A 25615-nucleotide genomic window follows, 5' to 3' on the forward strand; every position below is an offset into this window, starting at 1 on the left:
CATGGCTTACAGCGAAAAGGTCATCGACCACTACGAAAACCCGCGCAACGTCGGCAAGATGAATGCCGAGGACCCGGATGTCGGTACCGGCATGGTCGGCGCGCCGGCGTGCGGCGACGTGATGCGCCTGCAGATCAAAGTCAACGAGCAGGGCGTTATCGAAGATGCCAAGTTCAAGACCTACGGTTGCGGTTCGGCCATCGCCTCCAGCTCCCTGGCGACCGAGTGGATGAAAGGCAAGACTCTGGATGAAGCAGAGACCATCAAGAACACTCAGTTGGCTGAAGAGCTGGCTCTGCCGCCGGTGAAAATCCACTGCTCGGTACTCGCCGAAGACGCCATCAAGGCTGCCGTTCGCGACTACAAGCAGAAGAAAGGCCTGATCTGAAGGATCCGGCGTTCAAGCGAAAAGTAAGGAGTCAACGATGGCTATCAGCATGACAGAAGCGGCTGCTCGGCACGTGCGACGCTCCCTTGACGGGCGCGGCAAGGGTGAAGGGATTCGTCTGGGTGTTCGCACCACGGGCTGTTCCGGCCTTGCCTATGTGCTGGAGTTCGTCGACGAGGTGGTTTCCGAGGATCAGGTGTTCGAGAGTCACGGCGAGAAAGTGATCATCGACCCCAAAAGCCTCACGTACCTGGATGGCACCGAACTGGATTTCGTCAAGGAAGGGTTGAACGAAGGCTTCAAATTCAACAACCCCAACGTGCGCGGTGAGTGTGGCTGCGGCGAAAGCTTCAACATCTGAGGCTATGTGTGGGTACTCCTTGTCATTACGCTTTATTCGAGCTGCAGCCGAGCTTTACGCTGGATCTCGAGCAGTTGGCCGTGCGTTACCGAGAGTTGGCGCGCGCTGTTCATCCGGATCGCTTTGCCGACGCTTCCGAGCGTGAGCAGCGGCGGGCCCTGGAGCAATCCGCGAGCCTCAACGAGGCCTACCAGACGCTCAAGAGTCCGGCCAAGCGCGCGCGTTACCTGCTCGCCATGGGCGGTCGTGAGTTGCCGCTGGAAGTCACGGTGCATGACCCCGACTTCCTGATGCAGCAGATGCAATGGCGCGAGGAGCTTGAGGAGCTGCAGGACGATGCCGACCTGCCGGGCATCGTCGTGTTCAAGCAGCGCCTGAAGGCCGCGCAGAATCAATTGAACGACAGCTTCGCAGCCTGCTGGAACGATGCCGCGCAACGTGAGCAGGCCGAACGCCTGATGCGGCGCATGCAGTTCCTCGACAAGCTCACCTACGAAGTGCGCCAGTTAGAAGAGCGCCTCGACGATTAACCCAGTGCCGCTGCGGTGGCACGCCTGATATTCAGATAAGTCCAGATAACGATGGCCCTACTGCAGATCGCCGAACCCGGCCAAAGTCCCCAACCGCACCAGCGTCGCCTGGCGGTCGGGATTGACTTGGGTACTACCAATTCGCTGGTCGCTGCATTGCGCAGTGGTCTTTGCGAGCCGCTGGCCGACGCCGACGGGCAGGTGATCCTGCCGTCTGCGGTGCGCTATCACGCCGACCGCATCGAAGTCGGCCAGTCAGCCAAGCTTGCCGCCACCAGTGATCCGTTCAATACCGTGTTGTCCGTGAAGCGCCTGATGGGTCGTGGCCTGGAGGACGTCAAGCAATTGGGCGAGCAACTGCCTTACCGCTTTGTCGGCGGTGAGTCGCACATGCCGTTCATCGACACTGTCCAAGGTCCCAAAAGCCCGGTCGAAGTTTCCGCCGATATCCTCAAGGTGTTGCGCCGCCGCGCCGAGGCGACCCTGGGTGGTGAACTGGTAGGGGCGGTGATCACCGTGCCGGCCTATTTCGACGATGCTCAACGCCAGGCGACCAAGGATGCGGCCCGGCTGGCTGGCCTGAACGTGCTGCGCCTGCTCAACGAGCCCACCGCCGCCGCCGTGGCTTATGGCCTGGACCAGCATGCCGAAGGCCTGGTCGCGATCTACGACCTGGGTGGGGGCACTTTCGATATTTCTATCCTGCGCCTGACCGGCGGGGTCTTCGAGGTCTTGGCTACCGGCGGCGACAGCGCCCTGGGCGGTGATGACTTCGATCACGCGATTGCCGGCTGGATCATCGAGCAGGCTGGTTTGTCCGCCGATCTCGATCCGGGTGCTCAGCGCAGCTTGCTACAGGCAGCCTGTGCGGCGAAAGAAGCCCTCACCGACATTGCCTCGGTCCAGGTGAGCTATGGCGTGTGGCACGGGCAACTGACTCGTGAAGCGTTTGACGCGCTGATCGAACCGATGGTCGCCCGCAGTCTCAAGGCGTGCCGGCGTGCCGTGCGTGATTCGAATGTCGAGCTTGAAGAAGTGCGTGCGGTGGTCATGGTGGGCGGTTCGACCCGCGTACCCCGAGTGCGCGAGGCCGTGGCCGAGATGTTCGGTCGCCAGCCGCTGACCGAAATCGACCCGGATCAAGTAGTGGCCATCGGCGCCGCGATCCAGGCCGATACACTGGCTGGCAACAAGCGCGACGGTGACGAGTTGTTGCTGCTCGATGTGATTCCGCTGTCCCTGGGCTTGGAGACCATGGGCGGGTTGATGGAGAAGGTGATCCCGCGCAACACCACTATTCCCGTGGCCCGTGCCCAGGATTTCACCACCTACAAGGACGGTCAGTCGGCCATGGCGATTCACGTGCTGCAAGGCGAACGTGAGCTGATCAGCGACTGCCGTTCCCTGGCTCGCTTCGAACTGCGAGGTATTCCGGCGATGGTTGCCGGTGCGGCGAAGATCCGCGTGACCTTCCAGGTCGATGCCGACGGCCTGCTCAATGTCACGGCCCGCGAGCTGGGTTCGGGTGTCGAGGCGGGCGTCCAGGTCAAGCCATCGTATGGCCTGACCGATGGTGAAGTGGCCCGGATGCTCAAGGATTCCTTCCAATATGCCGGCGACGATAAGGTTGCCCGCGTGCTGCGCGAGCAACAGGTCGATGCCCAGCGCTTGATCGAAGCGGTGCAGGGCGCCCTTGAGGCAGATGGCAAACGCCTGCTTGATGACGAAGAGCGCAGGGTCATCGAGCTGCAGATGCGAGAATTGGGTGAGTTGATGAAAGGCACCGACGGTTATGCCATCGAGCAACAAACCAAGCGCCTGTCGCAAGTGACCGATGCCTTTGCCGCCCGCCGCCTGGATTCAACGGTGAAAGCTGCCCTGGCGGGGCGCAACCTGAATGAGATTGAGGAATAACAATGCCGCAGGTGATTTTTCTTCCCCATGAGAAGTTCTGTCCGGAAGGGGCGGTTTTGGACGCTGAACCGGGTACTTCCATTTTCGAATTGGTAAAGAAGTATAACAACGAGCAGCGGCTTGAGTATGGGCATGGTCACGATGGCGAAATCGAAATCGAGAGTGCCTGCGGTGGTGTCTGCGCGTGTACCACCTGCCACTGTGTTGTTCGCGAGGGCTTCGATTCGCTGAACGAGGCCGACGAACTGGAAGAAGATTTACTGGACAAGGCTTGGGGGCTGGAGGCGCAATCACGCTTGTCCTGCCAGATAGTCGTCGGGGAGGAAGATCTGACGATAGAGTTTCCTAAGTATACGCTCAACCTTGCGGCCGAGGCGCCGCACTGACTCGGGGAGTTGTGATGAGTCTCAAGTGGACTAATGTGTCGGACATCGCCATCGAGCTGGCGGAACGCAGGCCTGAGGTGGACCCGCGTTACGTGAACTTCGTCGATCTTCACAATTGGGTCGTCACGTTGCCGGGGTTTGATGACGATCCTAAGCGCGGTGGCGAAAAGGTTCTCGAAGCTATTCAGCTCGCCTGGATCGATGAAGCGGGCTGAGTTTGCACCCTACGCAGTTAGGCAATACCCGAGAACCCGCGTATAATTCGCGGGTTTAATTTTTCGCAAATTATCGTTTCTGGAGTTACACCATGGCTGTTCAACGCACTTTCTCCATCATCAAGCCTGACGCTGTTGCAAAAAACGTTATCGGCGAGATTACTACCCGTTTCGAAAAAGCCGGCCTGCGCGTTGTCGCGTCGAAACTCAAGCAATTGTCCAAGGCCGAGGCCGAAGGCTTCTACGCTGAGCACAGCGCTCGCGGTTTCTTCGGCGATCTGGTGGCTTTCATGATCTCCGGCCCTGTGGTTGTCCAGGTTCTGGAAGGCGAAAACGCTATCGCTCTGAACCGTGAACTGATGGGCGCCACCAACCCTAAAGAAGCCGCCGCCGGCACCATCCGTGCCGATTTCGCCGAATCCATCGATGCCAACGCTGTACACGGTTCGGACTCCGAAGCCGCTGCTGCTCGCGAAATCTCGTACTTCTTCGCGGCTACCGAAGTAACCACTCGCTAAGCGAAGGCTTTGGAGTGAGGATGAAACCATGACGACATCGATCGGCAAAACCAACCTGTTGGGTTTGACTCAACCGGAAATGGAACAATTCTTCGACTCAATCGGGGAAAAGCGTTTCCGTGCCGGTCAGGTCATGAAGTGGATTCACCACTTTGGCGTCGATGATTTCGATGCCATGACGAACGTCAGCAAGGCCTTGCGCGAAAAGCTCAAGGCTGTTGCTGAGGTTCGCGGTCCTGAAATCGTCAGCGAGGACATTTCCGCCGATGGCACCCGTAAATGGGTGGTGCGCGTGGCGTCCGGCAGCTGTGTCGAGACCGTCTACATTCCCCAGGGCAAGCGTGGCACCTTGTGCGTTTCGTCCCAGGCAGGCTGTGCCCTGGATTGCAGTTTCTGCTCCACTGGCAAGCAAGGTTTCAACAGCAACCTCACCGCCGCCGAAGTGATCGGCCAGGTGTGGATTGCCAACAAATCCTTCGGCAGCGTCCCGGCCACCATCGACCGCGCCATTACCAATGTGGTGATGATGGGCATGGGCGAGCCGTTGCTCAACTTCGACAATGTCATTGCCGCCATGCGCCTGATGATGGACGACCTGGGCTACGGCATCTCCAAGCGTCGGGTGACTTTGTCGACTTCCGGCGTGGTGCCGATGATCGACGTGCTGGCCGAGCATATCGACGTGTCCCTGGCGTTGTCGCTGCACGCACCGAATGACGCATTGCGTAACCAATTGGTGCCGATCAACAAGAAGTATCCGCTTAAGATGTTGCTCGAATCGTGCCGTCGCTATATGGCGACCCTTGGCGAGAAGCGCGTCCTGACCGTTGAATACACCCTGCTCAAGGATGTCAATGATCAGGTCGAGCATGCGCTTGAGATGATCGAGCTGCTCAAGGATACGCCGTGCAAGATCAACCTGATCCCGTTCAACGCGTTCCCGCATTCAGGCTATGAGCGCCCGAGCAATAATGCGATCCGGCGTTTCCAGGATCTGTTGCACCAGGCTGGTTACAACGTCACGGTGCGCACCACTCGCGGCGAAGACATTGACGCTGCCTGCGGGCAGTTGGTCGGGCAGGTGCTGGATCGCACCCGCCGCAGCCAGCGTTATATCGCGGTGCGTGAACTGAGCGCCGATACCGATTTGCCAAAAAGCGCCGCGAACTGAACCTGAGAGAGGACCTCCATGACCGTGCGCACCGCGCTCCTTGCACTTTTTGCCGGCCTGCTGGCCGGTTGCGTTTCTTCGGGCAATGTCGACCCGATGAGCACCAGCAAGGGGCGTGATGAAGCGCGTATGGCCTATGTGCAGTTGGGCATCGGTTATCTGCAGCAAGGTCAGACCGAGCAGGCCAAGGTCCCGCTCAAAAAGGCCCTGGAGTTGAACAGCTCCGATCCCGACGCCAACGCGGCCCTGGCGCTGGTATTCCAGGCCGAGATGGAATGGGACCTGGCGGACCAGCATTTTCGCAAGGCGCTGTCCTCTCGTCCGGGGGATGCGCGGATCCTCAACAACTACGGTGGCTTCCTGTACGAGCGCAAACAGTACAAGCAGGCCTACGAGCGTTTCGAGCAGGCGGCAGCCGATAGCCTGTATCCCGAGCGTTCGCGGGTCTACGAGAACCTTGGCCTGACCGCCCTGGCCCTCGGCAATCGCGACGACGCACGGCAGAATCTGGAAAAATCCCTGCGCCTGAACCGACAACAACCACGCGCCTTGCTGGAAATGGCTGAGTTGTCTTACGAAGACAGGCATTATGTGCCCGCACGCGATTATTACGATCGCTTTAGCCTACTGAGCGAGCAAAATGCACGTAGTCTGTTGCTCGGTATTCGACTGGCGAAGATTTACCAGGATCGCGACAAGGTCGCCAGTTACGGCCTGCAATTAAAACGACTCTATCCCGGTACGCCGGAATATCAGCAATACCTGTCGGAGCAATGATGAAAGCGGCGCATCCAGAAGTTGTAGCAGCGACTCGCGTAAACCCCGGTGAGACCCTGCGTCAGGTTCGCGAAAGCAACGGTTGGACGTTGGCCGAGGTGGCCCTGAAGCTCAATCTGACCACGACGTCGTTGAGTAACCTGGAGGCCGGCGCCTTCGACAAGCTGCCGGGGCATACCTTTGCCCGCGGTTATATCCGTGCCTACGCCAAGCTGTTGGGGATGGACCAGACCGTGCTGGTGCAGCAGTTCGACCAATGTACCGGGACCGATTCCCGTGGCAGCAATGTCCACGCACTCGGTCGGATCGAAGAACCGGTGCGGGTTTCCCATACTATTCTGCGAATTGTCAGCCTGTTGCTGCTGATTGCGGTGATCGGTGGCGGTTTTGTCTGGTGGCAGGACCAGGCTAACCTGCGTTCCAAGGATCAGGCGACGATCAGCATGGAGCACGTCGAAGTCGAAAGCGCCGACGGTACCACCCAGATTCATCCGATCGACGAGCCGGAAGACCAGGCTGTCGCGCAAAATCAGCCCGACAGTGAAAACCTGCCCGAAACTGAAGCGACTCCGGCTGAGCCGTCGAGCGAAACCCAGGCCGAAGCTCCTGCCTCGACCGCTCCGCCAGCCCCGGCTACCCCCTCCGTAGTGCCAGTGCCGCATGGCGCGCAGTCCTTGGTGGTACCGCCACAGCCTGCACCCAGTCCGGTGTCACCGGTATCGCCGAACGCGCCGGTCGATGGTGCACCGGCCGTCGCACCGGTAGCGGGCGCCGGACAAATCCATGTGACTTTCGTCGCCGATTGCTGGACCCAGGTCACCGACGGGGCCGGCAAGGTTCTGTTCAGCGGTCTCAAGCGCAAGGGCGATACCCTTGAAACCAGTGGCAAGCCGCCATTTATGGTGCGTCTGGGCTATGCCAAGGGCGCACAGATCACGTACAACGGTCAGGCGGTTGATGTCACGCCGTTCACCAGTGGCGAGACCGCTCGCCTGAAGCTAGGTCAATAAGTCATGCACGGCGAATCTCCAATCAAGCGTCGCGAATCGCGTAAAATCTGGGTCGGCTCGGTGCCGGTGGGCGGCGATGCACCTATCGCGGTGCAGAGCATGACCAACAGCGACACCAATGACGTGGCCGCGACTGTGGCCCAGATCAATCGGCTGGAAGCCGCGGGCGTCGATATCGTCCGGGTGTCAGTGCCGGACATGGATGCCGCCGAGGCCTTCGGCAGAATCAAGCAGTTAGTCAAGGTGCCGTTGGTCGCCGATATCCATTTCGACTACAAGATCGCCCTGCGCGTGGCCGAGTTGGGCGTCGATTGCTTGCGGATCAACCCAGGCAACATCGGTCGTGAAGACCGGGTGCGCGCGGTGGTCGATGCCGCTCGTGATCGCGGGATCCCGATTCGTATCGGGGTCAACGCCGGTTCCCTGGAAAAGGATCTGCAGAAGAAGTACGGCGAACCGACCCCGGCGGCGCTGGTTGAGTCCGCGTTGCGTCACGTGGAGCACCTGGAACGCTTGAATTTCCAGGACTTCAAGGTCAGCGTAAAGGCCTCCGATGTGTTCATGGCGGTGGCGGCCTACCGTCTGCTGGCCAAGGAAATTGTCCAGCCATTGCACCTGGGCATTACCGAAGCCGGTGGTTTGCGTTCAGGTACGGTGAAATCGGCGGTGGGCCTCGGTATGCTGCTGGCCGAAGGGATTGGCGATACTATTCGCATCTCGTTGGCGGCCGACCCGGTCGAGGAAGTGAAAGTCGGCTACGACATACTCAAGTCCCTGCGTCTGCGGTCTCGTGGAATCAACTTCATCGCCTGTCCGAGCTGCTCGCGGCAGAACTTCGATGTGGTGAAGACCATGAACGAGCTGGAGGGGCGCCTGGAAGATCTGCTGGTGCCGCTGGATGTCGCGGTGATCGGTTGTGTGGTGAACGGTCCCGGCGAAGCCAAGGAAGCCCATATCGGCTTGACCGGCGGTACGCCGAACCTGATCTACATCGACGGCAAGCCGGCGCAGAAATTGACCAATGACAATCTGGTGGATGAGCTGGAGAAGCTGATCCGGCAGAAGGCGACCGAAAAGGTCGAGGCCGACGCGGCGCTGATCGCCCGCGGCTGAAACGAAGAATTTAAGGAAAATCCGTGAGCAAGTCTTTGCAAGCCATTCGTGGCATGAACGACATCCTGCCCGAGCAGACGCCGCTTTGGCGTTATTTCGAGGGCAACGTTGCGCGTTTGCTGGATAACTACGGTTACAAGCAGATCCGTATGCCGATCGTCGAGTTCACCGAGTTGTTCCAGCGGTCGATCGGCGAAGTGACCGACATCGTCGAAAAAGAGATGTACACGTTCCAAGACCGCAATGGCGATTCCCTGACCTTGCGTCCGGAAGGCACCGCTGCCTGTGTGCGGGCTGTGCTGGAACACGGTATTAGCGGTGGTGGCCAGCCGCAGAAGCTCTGGTACATCGGCCCGATGTTCCGTCACGAACGCCCGCAAAAAGGCCGCTATCGCCAGTTCCACCAGATCGGTTGCGAAGTTTTCAATATCGACGGTCCGGACATCGACGCCGAATTGATCGTGCTGACCTGGCGCCTCTGGGGGCTGCTGGGCGTGCGCGAGGCGGTCAAGCTCGAGCTCAACAGCCTGGGCACCAGCGAATCCCGTGGCCGTTATCGCGAAGCGCTGGTTGAGTTCCTCTCGGCCCGTTTCGAACAGTTGGACGAAGATAGCCAACGTCGGTTGGAAAGCAACCCGCTGCGCGTGCTCGATACCAAGAACGCCGCTACCCAGGCGATCCTGGCGGATGCGCCGAAGCTCGCCGATTACCTCGACGAAGAGTCCCGCCTGCATTTCGAGGGCCTCAAGATCCGCCTGGATGCCGCCGGTATTCCCTACGTGATCAATCCGAAGCTGGTGCGCGGCCTGGATTACTACAGCAAGACCGTTTTCGAATGGGTCACCGACCAGTTGGGCGCCCAGGGCACGGTGTGTGCCGGTGGTCGTTATGACGGCCTGGTGGAACAGATGGGCGGCAAGCCGACCCCGGGCGTGGGCTTTGCCATGGGCATTGAGCGGCTGATCCTGCTGCTGGAAACCTTGGCGCAAGTGCCGCAGGAGATTTCCCGCCAGGTCGATGTCTACCTGTGTGCGTTCGGTGAGGCGGCCGAGCTAGCGGCCCTGGTCCTGAGCGAGAAAGTCCGTGACCAACTGCCGAACCTGCGTTTGCAGGTTAACGCCGGTGCCGGTAGCTTCAAGAGCCAATTCAAGAAAGCTGACAAGAGTGGTGCGCTGTACGCCTTGATTCTCGGAGACGAGGAGTTGGCTCAGCAAGTGATAGGTTTCAAACCCCTGCGTGGCCAGGGCGAGCAACAAAGCATTGCCTGGGATGCTCTTTCCGAGCACTTGTCCACCTGCGTCGTGCAGGGTTGAAGCTGTAAAAACAGCCGATTTAGAGAATAAGGAGTATTGGGGTGTCGAGTTCCGAAGATGATCAACTGGCGGAGTTGAAGGACTGGTGGCAGCGCAACGGTAAACCCCTGCTCACTGGCGGCCTGTTGGCGCTGGTGGTGGTGTTCGGCTGGCAGGCATGGCACAAATATCAGGGCAATCAGTCGCAAGGCGCCTCGGTGCTCTATCAGGAGTTGCTGCAGTCCACGCTGACGCCTGACGGCAAGCCTGATCCGGCGCGCGTCGCGGACGTCGCCGGCAAGCTCAACAGCCAGTTCGCCGGCAGCGCCTATGCACAGTACGGCAGCCTGTTCGTCGCGAAGGTCGCGGTCGACACCGGCAAGCTGGACGACGCCGCCAGCGAGCTTCAGGCGGTGGTCGACAAGCCCGCTAATGCCACCTTGGGTGAAGTCGCGCGTCAGCGCCTGGCCCAAGTCATGGCGGCACAGAACAAGGTCGACGATGCATTGAAACTGCTCGATGGCGATGCTGATAAGGCGTTCCTGGCCAGTCGTGAAGAGCTCAAGGGAGACCTGCTGGTTCAACTGGGTCGTACCGATGAAGCCCATGCTGCCTACCAGAAGGCCAAGGCGGCGCTGTCTGATGAAGCGGCGGTGGGTGGCTTACAACTCAAACTCGACGACTTGGCCAAAGGGGATGCATGACGTGATCCGTTGGAAACAGGCAGCATTGCTGGCTCTGGCCATTTTGGCCGCGGGTTGCAGCAGCAACAGCAAGAAAGAACTGCCACCGGCCGAGTTGACTTCTTTCAAGGAAGAAGTGGTTCTGCAAAAGCAATGGAGCCGTTCTATCGGCGATGGTCAGGGTAAGATCTACAACGTGCTGGTGCCGGCGGTTGACGGCGATACCCTCTACGCGGCCGATGCGAACGGCGTAGTCGTCTCGATGGACCGCATGAACGGCGACGTGAAGTGGAAGAAGGACCTGGAGTTGCCGGTTTCCGGTGCAATCGGTGTCGGCTATGGACTGGTGCTGATGGGGACCCTCAAGGGCGAGATCATTGCCCTGGACTCCAGCGACGGCGAAGAAAAATGGCGTGCTCGCGTGACCAGCGAAGTCCTTGCGCCGCCGGCCACCAACGGTGACGTGGTGGTGGTTCAGACCCAGGACGACCGCGTGATTGGCCTCGATGCCGCCACGGGCAACCAGCGCTGGCTGTACGACAGCACCCCGGCGGTCCTGACCTTGCGGGGGACTGGTGGGCCTATCGTGACTAACCACCTCGCGGTAGCCGGCCTGTCGAGCGGCAAGGTGGTTGCCTTGGATACGCACAATGGCGTACCGGTGTGGGAAACCCGCGTGGCGATCCCACAAGGTCGTTCGGAACTGGAGCGCGTGGTTGATATCGACGGTGGTCTGCTGCTGTCCGGCGGTGCGCTGTATGTCGCCAGCTATCAGGGCCGCATGGCGGCGCTGGACCTGGAAAGCGGTCGGGTACTCTGGCAGCGCGATGCTTCCAGCTACGCGGGTGTCGCCCAGGGCTTCGGCAGCGTCTACGTTGCCTTGGCCTCCGGTACGGTGGAAGGTGTCGACGAGCGCTCCACCACCGCGATCTGGAGTAACGACTCCCTGGCTCGCCGCCAATTGTCGGCACCGCAAGTGTTTTCCAGTTATGTGGCGGTCGGTGACTTTGAAGGCTACCTGCATCTGCTGAGCCAGGTGGACGGTCGTTTCGTCGGTCGCGAGCGTATCGACAGCGACGGCCTGCGTGCCCGCCCGCTGGTGGTGGGTGACATGATTTACGTGTATGGCAACAGCGGCAAATTGGAAGCCTTGACCATCAAGTAGTTTTGGCGCCTGAAGTTGCCGAGCGAAGATCAGGCAAGGCAAAGATCAGCGAGCATTGCGAACCGATCTTCAACGCCGCATGATCGAGTGCGGGCACTTCAGGTACTAAAACAGCGTTGACTATGCTTGGGGGTACCTCCAAGCGGCCTTGCTCCGGCAAGGTTTGCGGCACCCTTGGGTGCTGCCCCGAGCACCAGCCGCTGCCTCGCAGCGGCTTTTGTATTTTCTGAAATAACGAAGTGGAGAGCCGCATGGTTCCCGTAATCGCCCTGGTGGGCCGACCGAACGTCGGCAAGTCCACCTTGTTCAACCGCTTGACCAGGACTCGCGACGCTATCGTCGGCGACTTGTCCGGTCTGACCCGTGATCGCCAATACGGTGAGGCCAAGTGGCAAGGGCGCTCCTATATCCTGATCGACACCGGTGGTATCTCCGGAGACGAGCATGGCATGGACGAAAAAATGGCCGAGCAGTCACTGCTGGCCATTGAAGAGGCCGATGTCGTGCTGTTCCTGGTGGACGCCAAGGCCGGCTTCACCGCTGCCGACCAGATGATCGGCGAGCACCTGCGCAAGCGTAACAAGCGCTCCTATGTGGTCGCCAACAAGGTCGACAATATCGACCCGGACATGGCCCGTGCCGAGTTCAGCCCGATGGGTCTGGGCGACGCGATTCCGATTGCCGGCGCCCACGGTCGCGGTATCACCCAGATGCTGGAAATCGCCCTGCGTGACTTTCCCAAAGACGACGAGGAAGAGCCGGAAGACGGCGAAACCGAGGAAGTCGCCGAAGGTGAAGAGGCCAAGCGCATTCCAGGCCCGAGCGAGAAGGATGGCATCAAGATCGCCATTATCGGTCGGCCAAACGTCGGCAAGTCGACCCTGGTCAACCGGATGCTCGGTGAAGATCGGGTCATCGTCTACGACCAGCCGGGCACCACCCGCGACAGTATCTACATCCCATTCGAACGCAACGAAGAAAAGTACACGCTGATCGACACCGCCGGTGTACGCAAGCGCGGCAAGATCCACGAGGAAGTCGAGAAATTCTCCGTGGTGAAAACCCTGCAGGCGATCAAGGACGCCAACGTGGTGATCTTCGTCATGGACGCCCGTGAAGGTGTGGTCGACCACGATCTCAACCTGCTCGGCTTCGCCCTGGAGTCCGGTCGCGCGCTGGTGATCGCTCTGAACAAATGGGACGGCATGACGCCGGGTGAACGTGATTTCGTCAAGATCGAGCTGGAGCGCCGGTTGTTTTTTGTCGACTTCGCCGACATTCACTTTATCTCGGCCTTGCACGGCACGGGAGTGGGTAACCTGTACCAATCGGTGCAGAACTCGTTCAAGTCGGCGGTTACCCGTTGGCCGACCAGCCGCCTGACCCAGATCCTCGAAGATGCCGTGGTCGAGCACGCCCCGCCGATGGTCAACAACCGCCGGATCAAGCTGCGCTATGCCCACCTGGGGGGCGCCAACCCGCCGTTGATCGTGATCCACGGCAACCAGGTCGATAAAGTACCGAAGTCGTATGTGCGTTACCTGGAAAACACTTATCGTCGCGTGCTGAAGCTGGTCGGTACGCCGATCCGCATCGAATTCAAAGGTGGCGAGAACCCGTATGAAGGTAATAAAAACACGCTGACCGACCGTCAGGTCAACAAGAAGCGTCGTTTGATGTCGCACCACAAGAAAGCCGACAAGAAGCGCCGCGACAAGCGCTGATTGCCCGCTTGCCAAAGGGCGCTCATGGTTGGGCGCCCTTTTTCATGCGTGGCCGATACGTTATCCTCCAGGCTCCCCGTGCTGTCGTAGCGCCGGGTGCTCAGCAGGGAAAGCAACCCCATGATCACCAGCAAGCTGCCGAATGTCGGCACCACTATTTTTACCCGGATGTCCCAGCTCGCGGCGCAAACCGGCGCGCTGAACCTGTCCCAAGGCTTCCCTGACTTCGATGGCCCGCAAGCGCTGCGCGATGCAGTTGGCTGGCATATCGCCAATGGCCACAACCAGTATGCACCGATGACCGGCCTGCCAGCCCTGCGCCAGCAGGTGGCGGCGAAGGCCTTCAACCGCTACGGCGTCCATGTGAATGCCGATACGGAAGTGACCATCACCCCCGGCGCGACCCAGGGAATTTTCTGTGCGATTCAGGCGGTGATTCATCCTGGCGATGAAGTCATTGTCTTCGACCCCAGTTATGACAGCTATGAGCCTTCGGTGGCGTTGGCGGGTGGGCGTTGCATCCATGTGCAATTGAGCCTAGGCGACTTTGCCATCGACTGGCAGAGACTCAGGGACGCCCTGAGCCCGCGGACCCGGATGATCATCCTCAACTCGCCGCACAATCCGAGTGGAGCACTGATCAGCCGTGCCGAACTGGATCAACTGGCGAGGCTGATCGCCGACCGGGATATCTATCTGCTCAGCGACGAGGTCTACGAGCACCTGGTATTCGATGGCGTGTCCCACGCCAGCGTGTTGGCCCATGAAGCACTGTATCAGCGCGCCTTTGTCGTCAGTTCGTTCGGCAAGACTTATCACATTACCGGTTGGAAGACTGGCTATGTGATCGCGCCGCCAGCGCTGACCACCGAACTGCCCAAGGTGCACCAGTACGTCAGCTTTTGTGGCGTGACCCCGCTGCAACATGCCCTGGCCGACTATATGGCGGCGCACCCGGAGTATGTCGAGCAATTGCCAGCGTTCTATCAGGGCAAGCGCGACCTGTTCTGCGACCTGCTCAGCCCGTCACGGTTCAGCTTCAAGCAGACGGCGGGGACTTACTTCCAATTACTCGACTATTCGCGGATTCGCCCGGATCTGAACGATATCGACATGGCCGTGTGGATGACCCGCGAGCATGGCGTGGCGGCGATTCCAGTCTCGGTGTTCTACCAGCATCCACCGGCAGGCCAGCAACTGGTCCGTCTGTGTTTTGCCAAACGCGAGGAAACGTTGCGCGAGGCGGCAGAGAAACTATGCGTGATTTGAGTGCACTGCCTGATCTAAACGTGGCGCTGGTACAGACCACCTTGGCCTGGCACGACCGTCAGGCCAACTTCGAGCATTTCGAGCGGCTGCTGGAGCAGGCGGTCGGGGCCGATTTGGTGATCTTGCCGGAAATGTTCACCACCGGCTTTTCCATGGAGTCACACACCTTGGCCGAAGCCGAAAACGGCCCGACCAGCCACTGGTTGCGTGAACAGGCAAACAAGTTGGCGGCGGTGATCACTGGCAGCGTGATTATCCGTGCCGCCGATGGCAGTCACCGCAATCGGCTGTTATGGGCGCGGCCGGATGGCGAGGTGTTGCACTACGACAAGCGCCATCTGTTTCGCATGGCCGGTGAGCACAACCATTACACGCCCGGCGAGCGCCAGGTACAGTTTGAGCTCAAGGGTTGGCGGGTGCGTCCGTTGATCTGCTACGACCTGCGTTTCCCGGTCTGGAGTTGCGATGCCCAGGACACCGACCTACTGCTCTACAGCGCGAACTGGCCGGGGGGCCGGCGCCTGCACTGGAATCGCTTGCTGCCGGCCAGGGCGATCGAGAACCTCTGCTATGTGGCGGCGGTGAATCGTGTGGGCACCGATGGCAAGGGTTTTTCCTATGCAGGTGACAGCCAGATTCTGGATTTCCAGGGCGAATTGCTCCTGGGGGCAGGGGAGGCCGACGGGGTCTTCCAGGCGACCTTGAGCGTGGCGGAGTTGGCTGCCTACCGCGCGCGCTTTCCGGCCAACCTGGACGCCGATAGTTTCGATCTGCATCACTGAGACCGCGTTGTCGTTGATCGTCGACAAGCCCACAAAAAGGCCCCGGGGTTTTCACCACCGGGGCCTCTTCATTTCAGCCCGCGCTTAGGCTGCCTTGCTGGTATCCAGCTGGCTCAGCGAACGGTTCAGCGCGCTGAACAGCGCCTTGAAACTGGCGGTGGTGATGTTTTCATCGATACCTACGCCATGCACTGCGCGTTCGCCGTTCACCCGCAGTTCGATATAGGCCGCCGCCTTGGCGTTGGTCCCGGCACCGATGGCGTGTTCGTTGTAATCCATGATTTCCACTGGAACCGGCAAACCGGCCACCAGGGCTTCCAGGGCGCCGTTGCCCTTGCCGCGCCAATGCAGGTTGGTTTCGCCCTGGCCTTTGCCGGAGACTTCCACTTCCACCGCGCTGTGGCCGTTCTCTTCCTGCAGGCGATGGCTAACCAGCGCATACGGAGTGTTGGCCTGCAGGTACTCGCTGTGGAGCAGAGCGTGGATCTGCTGTGCGGTCATTTCCAGGCCGAGACGGTCGGTTTCGCGCTGCACCACCTGGCTGAACTCGATCTGCATGCGACGCGGCAGGCTGATGCCGTATTCCTGTTCCAGCAGGTAGGCAATGCCGCCTTTGCCCGACTGGCTGTTGACACGGATCACCGCCTCGTAGCTGCGACCGATATCGGCCGGGTCGATCGGCAGGTACGGCACTTCCCACAGACCGTCGGCTTGCTGCTGGGCGAAGCCCTTGCGGATCGCATCCTGATGGGAGCCGGAGAAGGCGGTGTGCACCAGGTCGCCGACATACGGGTGGCGCGGGTGTACCTGGATCTGGTTGCACTCCTCGACCACCTTGCGCACGCCGTCGATATCGGAGAAGTCCAGCTCGGGGTTGAGGCCCTGGGTGTACATGTTCAGGGCCACGGTCACCAGATCGACGTTACCGGTACGTTCGCCGTTGCCGAACAGGCAGCCCTCGACGCGGTCGGCGCCGGCCATCAGGCCCAGTTCGGTGGCGGCCACGCCAGTGCCACGGTCGTTGTGAGTGTGCAGGCTGATGATCACGCTGTCGCGCCGGTTGATATGGCGACCGAACCACTCGATCTGGTCGGCGTAGATGTTCGGCGTGGCGCACTCGACGGTCGCCGGCAGGTTGAGGATCACCTTGTGCTCGGGCGTCGGGTTCCAAACCTCGATTACCGCGTCACAGACTTCCTTGGCGAACTCCAGTTCGGTGGCGCTGAAGGTTTCCGGCGAGTATTCGAACTGCCACTGGGTTTGCGGCTGCTGGGCAGCGTATTTGACGAACAATTTGGCGGCGTTCACCGCGATGTCCTTCACGCCCTGCTTGTCCTGGTTGAAGACAATACGGCGGAACGACGGGCTGGTGGCGTTGTAGAGGTGCACGATGGCCTTCTTGGCGCCGCGCAGGGATTCGAAGGTGCGAGCGATCAGGTCTTCACGGGCCTGGGTCAGTACCTGGATGGTGGTGTCGTCCGGGATGTGGCCTTCTTCGATCAGGGTACGGACGAAGTCGAAGTCGGTTTGCGAAGCGGCTGGGAAGGAGGCTTCGATCTCCTTGACGCCAACGCTGACCAGGGTTTTCCAGAAACGCAGCTTTTTCACCGCGTCCATGGGCTCGATCAGCGACTGGTTACCGTCGCGCAGGTCGGAGCTGCACCAGATCGGCGCGCGGGTGATGGTTTTCGACGGCCAGGTGCGGTCCGGGAGATCGATGGTCGCAAATGCGCGGTACTTCGAAGACGGGTCTTTGAGCATGCTCATGGAAAAATTCCTTGTTGTCAGGGCCGAAAAGAGGCGGCCAGCCGGTAAAACGTTATCAGGGAGAAACCTTGGGAATGAGGCACCGCGATTCAGCCCGGCAGTCGTGCGCTGACGAGGCAGAGGCTGCGGTGTTGACGGCGCTGAATGAGGGTATGGAACGTTTTCATGCGTTCAACCCTAACCACTGGGGTGCAAGATGGCAAGCCTGTGAGGGAAATTGGGAGAAATACCCGACAAGTTGACTTGGGCGAGATTTTATTCTGCTTGAACGACGAAAAATCTAGAATAATTGCGCACTATTTTAGCGCTGCGCAATCTTCGTCGCGACGGAACGCAGTCGACGGGGAGGGCGACGCCGTCTCGGCGATCAGGGTTGGAACGCCCCGATAAAGATCGCCGGATCGACCCGGGTTTCATTCAGACTGATATTCCAGTGCAGATGTGGCCCTGTCGCCCGTCCTGTCGAACCGACCAGGCCGACTACCGTACCGCGTGTCAGGGATTGGCCTGCTTTGACGTCGATTCTGGACAGATGGCAGAACATGCTGATAAAGCCCTGGCCGTGATCGACGAAAACCGTGTTGCCGTTGTAAAAGTAATTTCCGGTCAGGATTACCTTGCCGTTCGCCGGTGCCTTGATCGGCGTGCCGGTTGGCACCGCGAAATCCAATCCCGCGTGTGGATTGCGTTCTTGATCATTGAAAAAACGCCGCACGCCGAACTTGCTCGACAGCCGACCGTTCACCGGTTTGTCCAACAGCAGGTTGCTTGGGACCATCGGACTGAAGGTGCGATAGGCCGCCAGTTGTGCGACCACCTCGGCATCAATGCGTTTGACGTCTTCGGGGTTCGGATTGACCTGGCGTTGGTTCTTCAGGGTAATGCGCTGTTCCTGGTATTGCTTGCTGCCGACAGTGAAGTCCAGGTGGCGATTGCCCGAACTGATCTGCTGGCGACCGGGCTTGACGGTCAGCGGGATACCGACAATCGCCAGCCAGGTGTCCTGCTCCTTGACCACCAGCACCGGTTTACCCTGGTAGCTGGCCTTGGGCGACTGGACCGCCGGGCCGAGATCGATTACGGCTACGCCGCCTGGCACCGGCTTGTTCAGCAGGCGGGTGATATAGCTGTCCGCATGGGCGTTGAAGGTTAGGCCCAGCACCAGCAGGGCGGCAAGAAAACGGGGCATGTACGGATCTCTTGAAATTCAGTCCAGTAGCGACAGGGTGACGGGCGTCAGGTGATTGTCCTCGACTCGGACCTGCAATTGCCCTTCAGCGAGTTTCGCCTTCAGACGCTGGCCGGCGTGGGTCTGCTCGGCGTTGCGGATCGCCTGGCCGCGCTCGTCCAGCAGGATACTGTAGCCTCGGCCCAAGGTGGCTAGAGGACTTACTACATGAAGTGTCTGCATCTGGCTTTGCAGTTGCAGGCGCCGGGCTTTGAGGCCTTCGCGCATGGCTCGGGGCAGGCGTTCGGACAGGCTGTCCAGGCGCTGGCGCAACAGCGCCAGTTGTCGACCCGGATGCTGCCCGGCGAGACGGGTTTGCAGACGGATCAGCTTTTCCTGACGAATGTTGAGCTGGCGCTCGAATGCCCGACGCATGCGCATGTCCAGGTCATCCAGGCGCTGGGCCTGCTGGCGCAAGCGTTCGCCGGGATGACGCAGCCGGCGGGCCAGGCCGTCGAGGCGCAGACGATCGCGCAGCAGACGGTCGCGGATGCGCATCACCAGGCGTCGATGCAGGCTTTCGACCCGGCGTTGCAAGTCGCTGGCGTCCGGGGCCAGCAGTTCGGCGGCGGCCGAGGGGGTCGGCGCCCGGACATCGGCGACAAAGTCGCTGATGGACACATCGGTTTCATGGCCGATGGCACTGACAATCGGTGTGACACAGGCGTCCACTGCCCGTGCCACAGCTTCTTCGTTGAAGCACCAGAGGTCTTCCAGCGAGCCACCACCACGGGCCAGGATCAGCGCGTCGAAACCCTTGGCATCGGCCAGCTTCAGCGCTCGGACAATTTGCCCGATGGCTTCGCGGCCCTGCACGGCGGTGGGGATCAGCGTCAGCTCGACCTGCGGTGCGCGGCGGCGGAACACACTGATGATGTCGCGGATCACCGCGCCGGTGGGCGAACTGATAATACCGATACGTTGCGGGTGAGCGGGCAGCGCAACCTTGTGTTCGGCACTGAACAGGCCTTCGGCGCCGAGTTTTTCCTTCAGCGCATCGAAGGCCAGGCGCAGCGCGCCATCGCCAGCGGGTTCCACGCTATCGAGGATCAACTGATAGTCGCCGCGACCCTCGAACAGCGAGACCTTGCCGCGTACCTTGACCGCCAGGCCGTCTTTCAGTGCCTGGCGCACGCGGGCGGCGTTCTGCCGGAACAGTGCGCAACGCACCTGGGCGCCGCTGTCCTTGAGGGTGAAATAGATGTGCCCGGACGCCGGGCGGGCGAGGTTGGAGATCTCGCCTTCGACCCAGACATGGCTGAACACGTCTTCGAGCAACACCCGTGCGCGGTTGTTGAGCTGGCTGACAGTGAGGACTTCGCGGGCGAGGCCCAGGCGTGAAAAGGGATCTTTAATCATGGCGGGCATGATAAAGGCATTCGCTGATCAATCTCCATGCCTGTTCGAGATGAGTGGCGAACGGTGAATGTATTGGCCGCCAGGCTCACTCCTGGTTAAAGTCAATCGAGCCCATTATGGAAATCGGTTTCCATGTCGCTTGTTGAACTGGTGAGTCTTTGGCCATTCACCGCCGCCGACTGGCTGGTGATGGAATTGGGCATCGCCCTGGCCTATATCGTCTTTGGCGTTGCAGGTTTTGGTACGGCGCTGGTGGCGGGGCCGATCCTGATCCTGTTCATGCCGCTGTCGAAGATCGTACCGCTGCTGGTGCTGCTGGATTTTGTCGCGGCGTTCGGCAACCTGCTGCCGTCACGCCAGGATGTAGTCAAGCCCGAGTTGCTGCGGTTGCTGCCGTGCATGGCGGTGGGTTGCACCCTGGGGGTGATTTTCCTGTTGAATCTCAAATCCGACATTCTGTTGCTGTTGATGGGCTTGTTTATCAGCACCTATGCGATCTACAGCCTGTTGGTGAAGGTGCGACCGAGGCAATTGGCAGCGGGGTGGGCGGTGCCCATGGGCACGGTGGGCGGGATGTTCGGTGCGTTGTTCGGCAGCGGCGGCTTTCTTTATGCAATCTACCTCAACAGTCGGTTGCCCAAGGAGGCGGCTCGCGCCACGTAAAGCGCGCTGATCAGCTGCAGTACGGTGGTGCGTCTGTCGCTGTTCGTGATTGCCGGGGTCTATGCCGAGTTACCCTTATTGCTGCTGGCGGTGTGCTTGCTGCCAGCGATGGCGGTAGGCTTGTGGATCGGTCGGCGCCTGACCCGCCGGCTGTCCCGCGAAGCCTTCGTGCGGTTGGTGACCTGGTTGGTATTGGCCAGTGGGATAGCCCTGATCAGCCGTTACTTGAGTACTTGACCTCGGGGCTTGAGCGATTAAGCTGCCGGGTCGCGAACGCTCCAGGCCGTACCCATGAACTCCCAAAGCATCATCGTCCCAAAGATTTCCACCTTGGCGGTCCACGAACCACGAGCCCGGGCCATCGTGCGTTGGCTGGTGCGCAAGAATATCATCGAGCAAGAACTGAGCACCTGCGGTCGCACCGGCAATCGCATGGGCCATGCCATTGCACCCGGCGCCCGCCAGGTTGTGCTGCATCCCGAGGCGTTGCCGTTCGGCGAACCGATCAACGGCCTGGAGATCATCACCCGGCGCTGCATCTACACCCCGGCCAAGGGCTTTCTCGAAGAAGCCGGCTGCGCCCAGTGCCGCCAGGAAATCGGCGAGGCATTGTTCGACAGCCTCGAAGAGTGGATGCCGGGACGCACCGAAAACTTCATCTGCCCATTGTGCGGGCACGAAGACGATATCAACGGTTTCCTGTTCCTGCAGGAGTGCGGATTTTCCAACCTGGGTTTTATCTTCAATAACTGGGCGCAGGCGGGCTTCAAGCAGACCTTTCTCGATGAGTTCGCCGACTGGTTGGATCAGCCGGTGGCCTGGGTGAAAGTCGAGCTGTAAATAGGCCAAGGTTTACATTGAGCCAGAGGCCTTGTATGAGTATAATGGCGCGCTTCCATTTTCCCGCTCGGGAGCCCCCGCGATGCTGCGTATCAGCCAAGAAGCTCTGACCTTCGACGACATTCTCCTAGTGCCCGGTTATTCCGAGGTGCTGCCTAACGAAGTCAGTCTCAAGACTCGTCTTACCCGTGGCATCGAGCTGAATATTCCGCTGGTTTCCGCCGCCATGGACACCGTGACCGAAGCCCGTCTGGCCATTGCCATGGCCCAGGAAGGCGGGATCGGTATCATCCACAAGAACATGACCATCGAGCAGCAAGCGGCCGAAGTACGCAAGGTCAAGAAGTTCGAGGCCGGTGTGGTCAAGGACCCCATCACCATCGAGGCCGATGCCTCGGTACGTGACCTGCTCGAACTGACCCGCATGCACAACATCTCCGGTGTGCCGGTCTTGCACGACGGCGACCTGGTCGGCATCGTCACCTCCCGTGACGTGCGTTTCGAAACCCGCATGGATGTCCCGGTTCGCGAAGTGATGACGCCCAAAGAGCGTTTGGTCACTGTCCGCGAAGGCGCCAACAAGCACGAAGTCCGCGAGTTGCTGCACAAGCATCGCCTGGAAAAAGTGCTGATCGTCGATGACAAATTTGTTCTCAAGGGCATGATGACCGTCAAGGACATCGAGAAATCCAAGGCCTGGCCGCTGGCGAGCAAGGACGACCAGGGACGTCTGCGGGTCGGCGCCGCGGTCGGCACTGGCAAGGACACCGGTGATCGCGTTGCCGCGCTGGTCAACGCCGGTGTGGACGTGGTGGTGGTCGACACCGCTCACGGTCATTCCAAGGGGGTGATCGACCGCGTTCGCTGGGTCAAGCAGAACTTCCCGCAAGTGCAGGTGATCGGCGGCAACATCGCCACCGGCGCCGCCGCCAAGGCCCTGGCCGAGGCGGGTGCCGATGCGGTCAAGGTCGGTATCGGCCCTGGCTCGATCTGCACCACCCGTATTGTCGCCGGTGTCGGCGTTCCGCAGATCAGCGCCATCGCCAACGTCGCCGCCGCCCTTGAAGGTACTGGCGTGCCGTTGATCGCCGACGGCGGTATCCGTTTCTCCGGTGACCTGTCCAAGGCCATCGTTGCCGGTGCCTCTTGCGTGATGATGGGGTCGATGTTCGCCGGTACCGAAGAAGCGCCGGGCGAAATCGAGCTGTTCCAGGGCCGTTCCTACAAGGCCTATCGCGGCATGGGTTCGCTGGGTGCGATGTCGCAATCCCAGGGTTCCTCCGACCGCTACTTCCAGGACTCCTCCGCAGGGGCCGAGAAGCTGGTGCCGGAAGGTATCGAAGGCCGTGTCCCGTACAAGGGCACCCTGACCGCCATCGTCCATCAACTGATGGGCGGCCTGCGTTCCTCGATGGGTTACACCGGCAGCGCCAACATCGAGGAAATGCGCACCAAGCCTGAATTCGTGCGTATCACCGGTGCCGGCATGGCCGAATCTCACGTCCACGACGTGCAGATCACCAAGGAAGCTCCAAACTATCGCGTAGGTTGATAGTGATTGCCTCCTGGCGCTGGCCTGGAGGCGATTGATGAATTTGAACCGGGGCTGTTGATGACAGCCCCGTGTTGTTTCTGATTTCACAGACGAGAATGACTCATGGCCCTCGACATTCACGCCCACCGCATCCTGATCCTCGACTTCGGTTCCCAATACACCCAACTGATCGCCCGTCGCGTGCGTGAAATCGGCGTGTACTGCGAACTGCATCCGTTCGACATGGACGATGAAGCGATTCGCCAATTCGCTCCCAAAGGCATCATCCTCGCCGGTGGTCCCGAGTCGGTGCACGAAGCCAACAGCCCGCGCTGCCCGCAAGCGGTGTTCGACCTGGGGGTTCCGGTCTTCGGTATCTGCTACGGCATGCAGACCATGGCCGAGCAGATGGGCGGTAAGGTCGAAGGTTCCGAACTGCGTGAATTCGGTTATGCCCGAGTCGATGTGGTCGGCAAGAGCCGCCTGCTGGACGGCATCGAAGACCACATCGACGCCGATGGCCTGTTCGGCCTCGATGTCTGGATGAGCCACGGTGACAAGGTCACCCGGATGCCGGCAGACTTCCATATCCTGGCCAGCACCCCGAGCTGCCCGATTGCCGGCATGTTCAACGATGAGCTGGGCTACTACGGCGTGCAATTCCACCCGGAAGTGACTCACACCAAGCAGGGCGGTCGCATCCTGTCGCGCTTCATCCTCGATATCTGCGGCTGCGAAGCGCTGTGGACCCCATCGAAAATCGCCGAAGACGCCATCGCCCAAGTGCGCGCCCAGGTCGGTACCGACAACGTTCTGCTGGGGTTGTCCGGCGGTGTCGACTCCTCGGTGGTTGCGGCCCTGCTGCACAAGGCCATCGGCGACCAACTGACCTGCGTCTTCGTCGACAACGGCCTGCTGCGCCTGCACGAGGGCGAGCAGGTAATGGCGATGTTCGCCGAGAACATGGGCGTCAAGGTGATCCGCGCCAACGCCGAAGAGCAGTTCCTGAACAACCTGGCCGGCGAATCCGACCCGGAGAAGAAGCGCAAGATCATTGGCCGGACCTTTATCGACGTGTTCGATGCCGAATCCTGCAAGCTGGACAACATCAAATACCTGGCCCAGGGCACCATCTACCCGGACGTGATCGAGTCGGCTGGCGCGAAAAGTGGCAAGGCCCACGTGATCAAGTCTCACCACAACGTCGGTGGCCTGCCGGAAGAGATGAACCTCAAGCTGGTCGAGCCGCTGCGTGAACTGTTCAAGGACGAGGTTCGTCGCCTTGGCCTGGAACTCGGCCTGCCGTATGACATGGTCTACCGCCACCCGTTCCCAGGCCCGGGCCTGGGAGTGCGAATCCTCGGTGAAGTGAAAAAGGAATATGCCGACCTGCTGCGTCGTGCTGACCATATCTTCATCGAAGAACTGCGCAAGGCCGACTGGTACCACAAGGTCAGCCAGGCCTTCGTGGTGTTCCAGCCGGTGAAATCAGTGGGCGTGGTCGGTGATGGCCGCCGCTATGCGTGGGTCGTGGCCTTGCGTGCGGTGGAAACCATCGACTTCATGACCGCTCGTTGGGCGCACCTGCCTTACGAACTGCTGGAAACCGTCAGCGGCCGGATCATCAATGAGATCGAAGGTATCTCCCGCGTCACCTATGACGTGTCGAGCAAGCCGCCGGCGACGATTGAGTGGGAGTGAAAATACGTCCTTCGAGGACTATCGCCAGCTATCGAAAAACTGCCATAACGTGTTGATTTAGAACAAAAATGCGTCGCGGCAGCTATCGGTGACTATCGCCGGCCAGCAAAATAAGTTGGCGGTAAAGCTGACGGTAAGAATCGAGGCCGAATTAAGACTTTCTCATTCACTACTCAGACTTTTACCGTCTTTGACGGTAAAAGGAATCTCGGAGAAGCTTGTTTTACGCGGCTTCCCGGGCATCAGCAGGTCTCCTGATCCCTGACGGTAAAGCCGTCAAAAAAACAGGAGGAAAACCTCGATGCTAACCGACGCTGCACTACGCAATTTAAAGCCTAAGTCCAGGATGTAGTGGTCAACTGATCCCGGACACGACGTTAAGTTTTTTCTCGGCCTGAGCCGGTGGCAGCCCACCATTAAATTGGTGCGGTCGAATCCAGTTGTACCGGTGCATCAGAAAATGGCTGATATCCCGCTGAGCTTGTTGGACCGTCGTGTAGCCCATGGTCGGTATCCACTCGGTTTTCAGGCTCCTGAACACCCGCTCCATCGGCGCATCCCAACGGTTTCCTCGCCTGCTCATGCTCTGACCCATGCGATATCGCCAAAGGCGCTGGCGAAAACTCCGGCTTCCATATTGCGAGCCCTGGATGCCCTTCTGAAGGTCAAGCTGTAATTTGGCTCCGGCTTTCCCGACAAAGCCCAGCCCACAACACGGCGGGCAAAAAGATCTAGCACAACCGCCAGATACTGCCATTTCCCTTGAGCCCAGATGTAAGTGATATCGCCACACCAGACGTTGTCAGGAGCAGGCACATCAAACTCCCGGTTCAAAATATTAGGGATGTCGGGCCGCTCGATCGTCGCCTTTTTGTAAGCATGCGATCCCGGTTGTTTGCTGACCAACTCCAGCTCACGCATCAGGCTGCGTACCTTGAATCGCCCGATCTGCTCACCGTCGTCCTGCATCATGGCCATGATGCTACGGCTACCGGGAGCACTGCGGCCTCTGGTGAACAACTCGTTCACCCGACTGCGCAATCGAAGGCGTTCTATATCCGGTGTGCGGCGCCTGAGACGCCGAGCGTAGTAGCACGAGCGGGTCACTTCAAACACCTTGCACAGCCAATCAACCGGCTCGTGGATGCTCAACTGGTCAATCAGCGCGAACGCTCGAGATCTTCCGACATCAAGAGCGCGGTAGCCTTCCTAAGAAACACCCTCC

General features: G+C 60.1%; 23 protein-coding genes and 2 pseudogenes. 21 read left to right on the plus strand and 4 right to left on the minus strand.

Annotated elements, in window-relative coordinates:
- Window position 1: 1 nt before the first annotated feature.
- The 17 genes from iscU to AWM79_RS17220 all read left to right on the plus strand — a co-directional run bounded on the left by iscU (window position 2) and on the right by AWM79_RS17220 (window position 15298).
- A complete protein-coding gene (gene iscU / locus AWM79_RS17140; RefSeq protein WP_003248539.1) occupies window positions 2–388 on the plus strand; it encodes a Fe-S cluster assembly scaffold IscU in 387 nt (128 codons plus the stop codon).
- A 37-nt stretch (window positions 389–425) separates the two neighbouring features.
- Window positions 426–749 carry an iron-sulfur cluster assembly protein IscA gene (gene iscA / locus AWM79_RS17145; RefSeq protein WP_017131689.1) on the plus strand — a complete coding sequence of 108 codons (324 nt, stop codon included), beginning with the start codon at window positions 426–428 and terminating at the stop codon, window positions 747–749.
- An 8-nt stretch (window positions 750–757) separates the two neighbouring features.
- Entirely contained in the window at window positions 758–1279 is a 522-nt protein-coding gene (gene hscB, locus AWM79_RS17150) for a co-chaperone HscB (RefSeq protein ID WP_017131690.1), read from the plus strand.
- 51 nt (window positions 1280–1330) lie between these two features.
- On the plus strand, window positions 1331–3193 hold the full coding sequence (gene hscA / locus AWM79_RS17155; RefSeq protein ID WP_017131691.1) for a Fe-S protein assembly chaperone HscA: 1863 nt from the start codon (window positions 1331–1333) through the stop codon (window positions 3191–3193).
- A 2-nt stretch (window positions 3194–3195) separates the two neighbouring features.
- Window positions 3196–3579: an ISC system 2Fe-2S type ferredoxin gene (fdx, locus tag AWM79_RS17160; protein WP_017131692.1), complete on the plus strand. Its 384-nt coding sequence runs from the start codon at window positions 3196–3198 to the stop codon at window positions 3577–3579.
- A 14-nt stretch (window positions 3580–3593) separates the two neighbouring features.
- Window positions 3594–3794 (plus strand): Fe-S cluster assembly protein IscX, encoded by a 201-nt coding sequence (gene iscX / locus AWM79_RS17165; protein ID WP_017131693.1) that lies wholly within the window; start codon window positions 3594–3596, stop codon window positions 3792–3794.
- Window positions 3795–3886: 92 nt separating this feature from the next.
- Window positions 3887–4312, plus strand: a complete 426-nt coding sequence (gene ndk, locus AWM79_RS17170; protein WP_017131694.1) for a nucleoside-diphosphate kinase — start codon at window positions 3887–3889, stop codon at window positions 4310–4312.
- Between the two features lie 28 nt (window positions 4313–4340).
- The gene (gene rlmN, locus AWM79_RS17175) at window positions 4341–5483 is read left to right on the plus strand and encodes a dual-specificity RNA methyltransferase RlmN (RefSeq protein ID WP_060783359.1); all 1143 of its coding nucleotides are present in this window, start codon (window positions 4341–4343) and stop codon (window positions 5481–5483) included.
- Window positions 5484–5501: 18 nt separating this feature from the next.
- The gene (gene pilW, locus AWM79_RS17180; protein ID WP_017131696.1) at window positions 5502–6260 is read left to right on the plus strand and encodes a type IV pilus biogenesis/stability protein PilW; all 759 of its coding nucleotides are present in this window, start codon (window positions 5502–5504) and stop codon (window positions 6258–6260) included.
- Window positions 6260–7270 carry a RodZ domain-containing protein gene (locus AWM79_RS17185; RefSeq protein WP_060783360.1) on the plus strand — a complete coding sequence of 337 codons (1011 nt, stop codon included), beginning with the start codon at window positions 6260–6262 and terminating at the stop codon, window positions 7268–7270. The genes pilW and AWM79_RS17185 overlap by 1 nt, the downstream gene beginning before the upstream one ends.
- A 3-nt stretch (window positions 7271–7273) precedes the next feature.
- On the plus strand, window positions 7274–8383 hold the full coding sequence (ispG, locus tag AWM79_RS17190) for a flavodoxin-dependent (E)-4-hydroxy-3-methylbut-2-enyl-diphosphate synthase (RefSeq protein WP_017131698.1): 1110 nt from the start codon (window positions 7274–7276) through the stop codon (window positions 8381–8383).
- Window positions 8384–8406: 23 nt separating this feature from the next.
- The gene (gene hisS, locus AWM79_RS17195) at window positions 8407–9696 is read left to right on the plus strand and encodes a histidine--tRNA ligase (protein ID WP_017131699.1); all 1290 of its coding nucleotides are present in this window, start codon (window positions 8407–8409) and stop codon (window positions 9694–9696) included.
- Between the two features lie 41 nt (window positions 9697–9737).
- On the plus strand, window positions 9738–10379 hold the full coding sequence (locus tag AWM79_RS17200) for a tetratricopeptide repeat protein (protein WP_060783361.1): 642 nt from the start codon (window positions 9738–9740) through the stop codon (window positions 10377–10379).
- Entirely contained in the window at window positions 10372–11523 is a 1152-nt protein-coding gene (gene bamB / locus AWM79_RS17205; RefSeq protein ID WP_060783362.1) for an outer membrane protein assembly factor BamB, read from the plus strand. The genes AWM79_RS17200 and bamB overlap by 8 nt, the downstream gene beginning before the upstream one ends.
- A gap of 251 nt (window positions 11524–11774) precedes the next feature.
- Window positions 11775–13247, plus strand: a complete 1473-nt coding sequence (der, locus tag AWM79_RS17210; RefSeq protein ID WP_017131702.1) for a ribosome biogenesis GTPase Der — start codon at window positions 11775–11777, stop codon at window positions 13245–13247.
- 120 nt (window positions 13248–13367) lie between these two features.
- On the plus strand, window positions 13368–14516 hold the full coding sequence (locus AWM79_RS17215; protein ID WP_060783363.1) for a pyridoxal phosphate-dependent aminotransferase: 1149 nt from the start codon (window positions 13368–13370) through the stop codon (window positions 14514–14516).
- Window positions 14504–15298 carry an amidohydrolase gene (locus AWM79_RS17220; protein ID WP_060784005.1) on the plus strand — a complete coding sequence of 265 codons (795 nt, stop codon included), beginning with the start codon at window positions 14504–14506 and terminating at the stop codon, window positions 15296–15298. The genes AWM79_RS17215 and AWM79_RS17220 overlap by 13 nt, the downstream gene beginning before the upstream one ends.
- Before the next feature lie 84 nt (window positions 15299–15382).
- Here AWM79_RS17220 and leuA read toward each other — a convergent pair whose 3' ends face one another.
- From leuA to xseA, 3 genes are all read right to left on the minus strand, one after another.
- Complete coding sequence (gene leuA, locus AWM79_RS17225; protein ID WP_060783364.1) at window positions 15383–17065, minus strand: 2-isopropylmalate synthase; 1683 nt, start codon at window positions 17063–17065, stop codon at window positions 15383–15385.
- A 367-nt stretch (window positions 17066–17432) separates the two neighbouring features.
- Window positions 17433–18254, minus strand: a complete 822-nt coding sequence (locus AWM79_RS17230) for a peptidoglycan DD-metalloendopeptidase family protein (RefSeq protein ID WP_017131706.1) — start codon at window positions 18252–18254, stop codon at window positions 17433–17435.
- A gap of 18 nt (window positions 18255–18272) precedes the next feature.
- A complete protein-coding gene (xseA, locus tag AWM79_RS17235) occupies window positions 18273–19652 on the minus strand; it encodes an exodeoxyribonuclease VII large subunit (protein ID WP_060783365.1) in 1380 nt (459 codons plus the stop codon).
- A gap of 132 nt (window positions 19653–19784) precedes the next feature.
- Between xseA and AWM79_RS17240 the strand changes: the two are divergent.
- From AWM79_RS17240 to guaA, 4 genes and pseudogenes are all read left to right on the plus strand, one after another.
- Window positions 19785–20552, plus strand: a pseudogene (locus tag AWM79_RS17240) (sulfite exporter TauE/SafE family protein).
- A gap of 54 nt (window positions 20553–20606) precedes the next feature.
- The gene (locus AWM79_RS17245; RefSeq protein ID WP_060783366.1) at window positions 20607–21155 is read left to right on the plus strand and encodes a hypothetical protein; all 549 of its coding nucleotides are present in this window, start codon (window positions 20607–20609) and stop codon (window positions 21153–21155) included.
- An 82-nt stretch (window positions 21156–21237) separates the two neighbouring features.
- Window positions 21238–22707, plus strand: a complete 1470-nt coding sequence (guaB, locus tag AWM79_RS17250) for an IMP dehydrogenase (protein WP_060783367.1) — start codon at window positions 21238–21240, stop codon at window positions 22705–22707.
- Window positions 22708–22812: 105 nt separating this feature from the next.
- On the plus strand, window positions 22813–24390 hold the full coding sequence (guaA, locus tag AWM79_RS17255) for a glutamine-hydrolyzing GMP synthase (protein WP_017131711.1): 1578 nt from the start codon (window positions 22813–22815) through the stop codon (window positions 24388–24390).
- Between the two features lie 355 nt (window positions 24391–24745).
- Here the strand turns inward: guaA and AWM79_RS17260 are convergent.
- Window positions 24746–25599: pseudogene (locus AWM79_RS17260) on the minus strand (IS3 family transposase); the annotation flags it as partial.
- Window positions 25600–25615: the final 16 nt, after the last annotated feature.

The sequence above is a fragment of the Pseudomonas agarici genome, assembly GCF_001543125.1.
GTDB lineage: Bacteria > Pseudomonadota > Gammaproteobacteria > Pseudomonadales > Pseudomonadaceae > Aquipseudomonas > Aquipseudomonas agarici.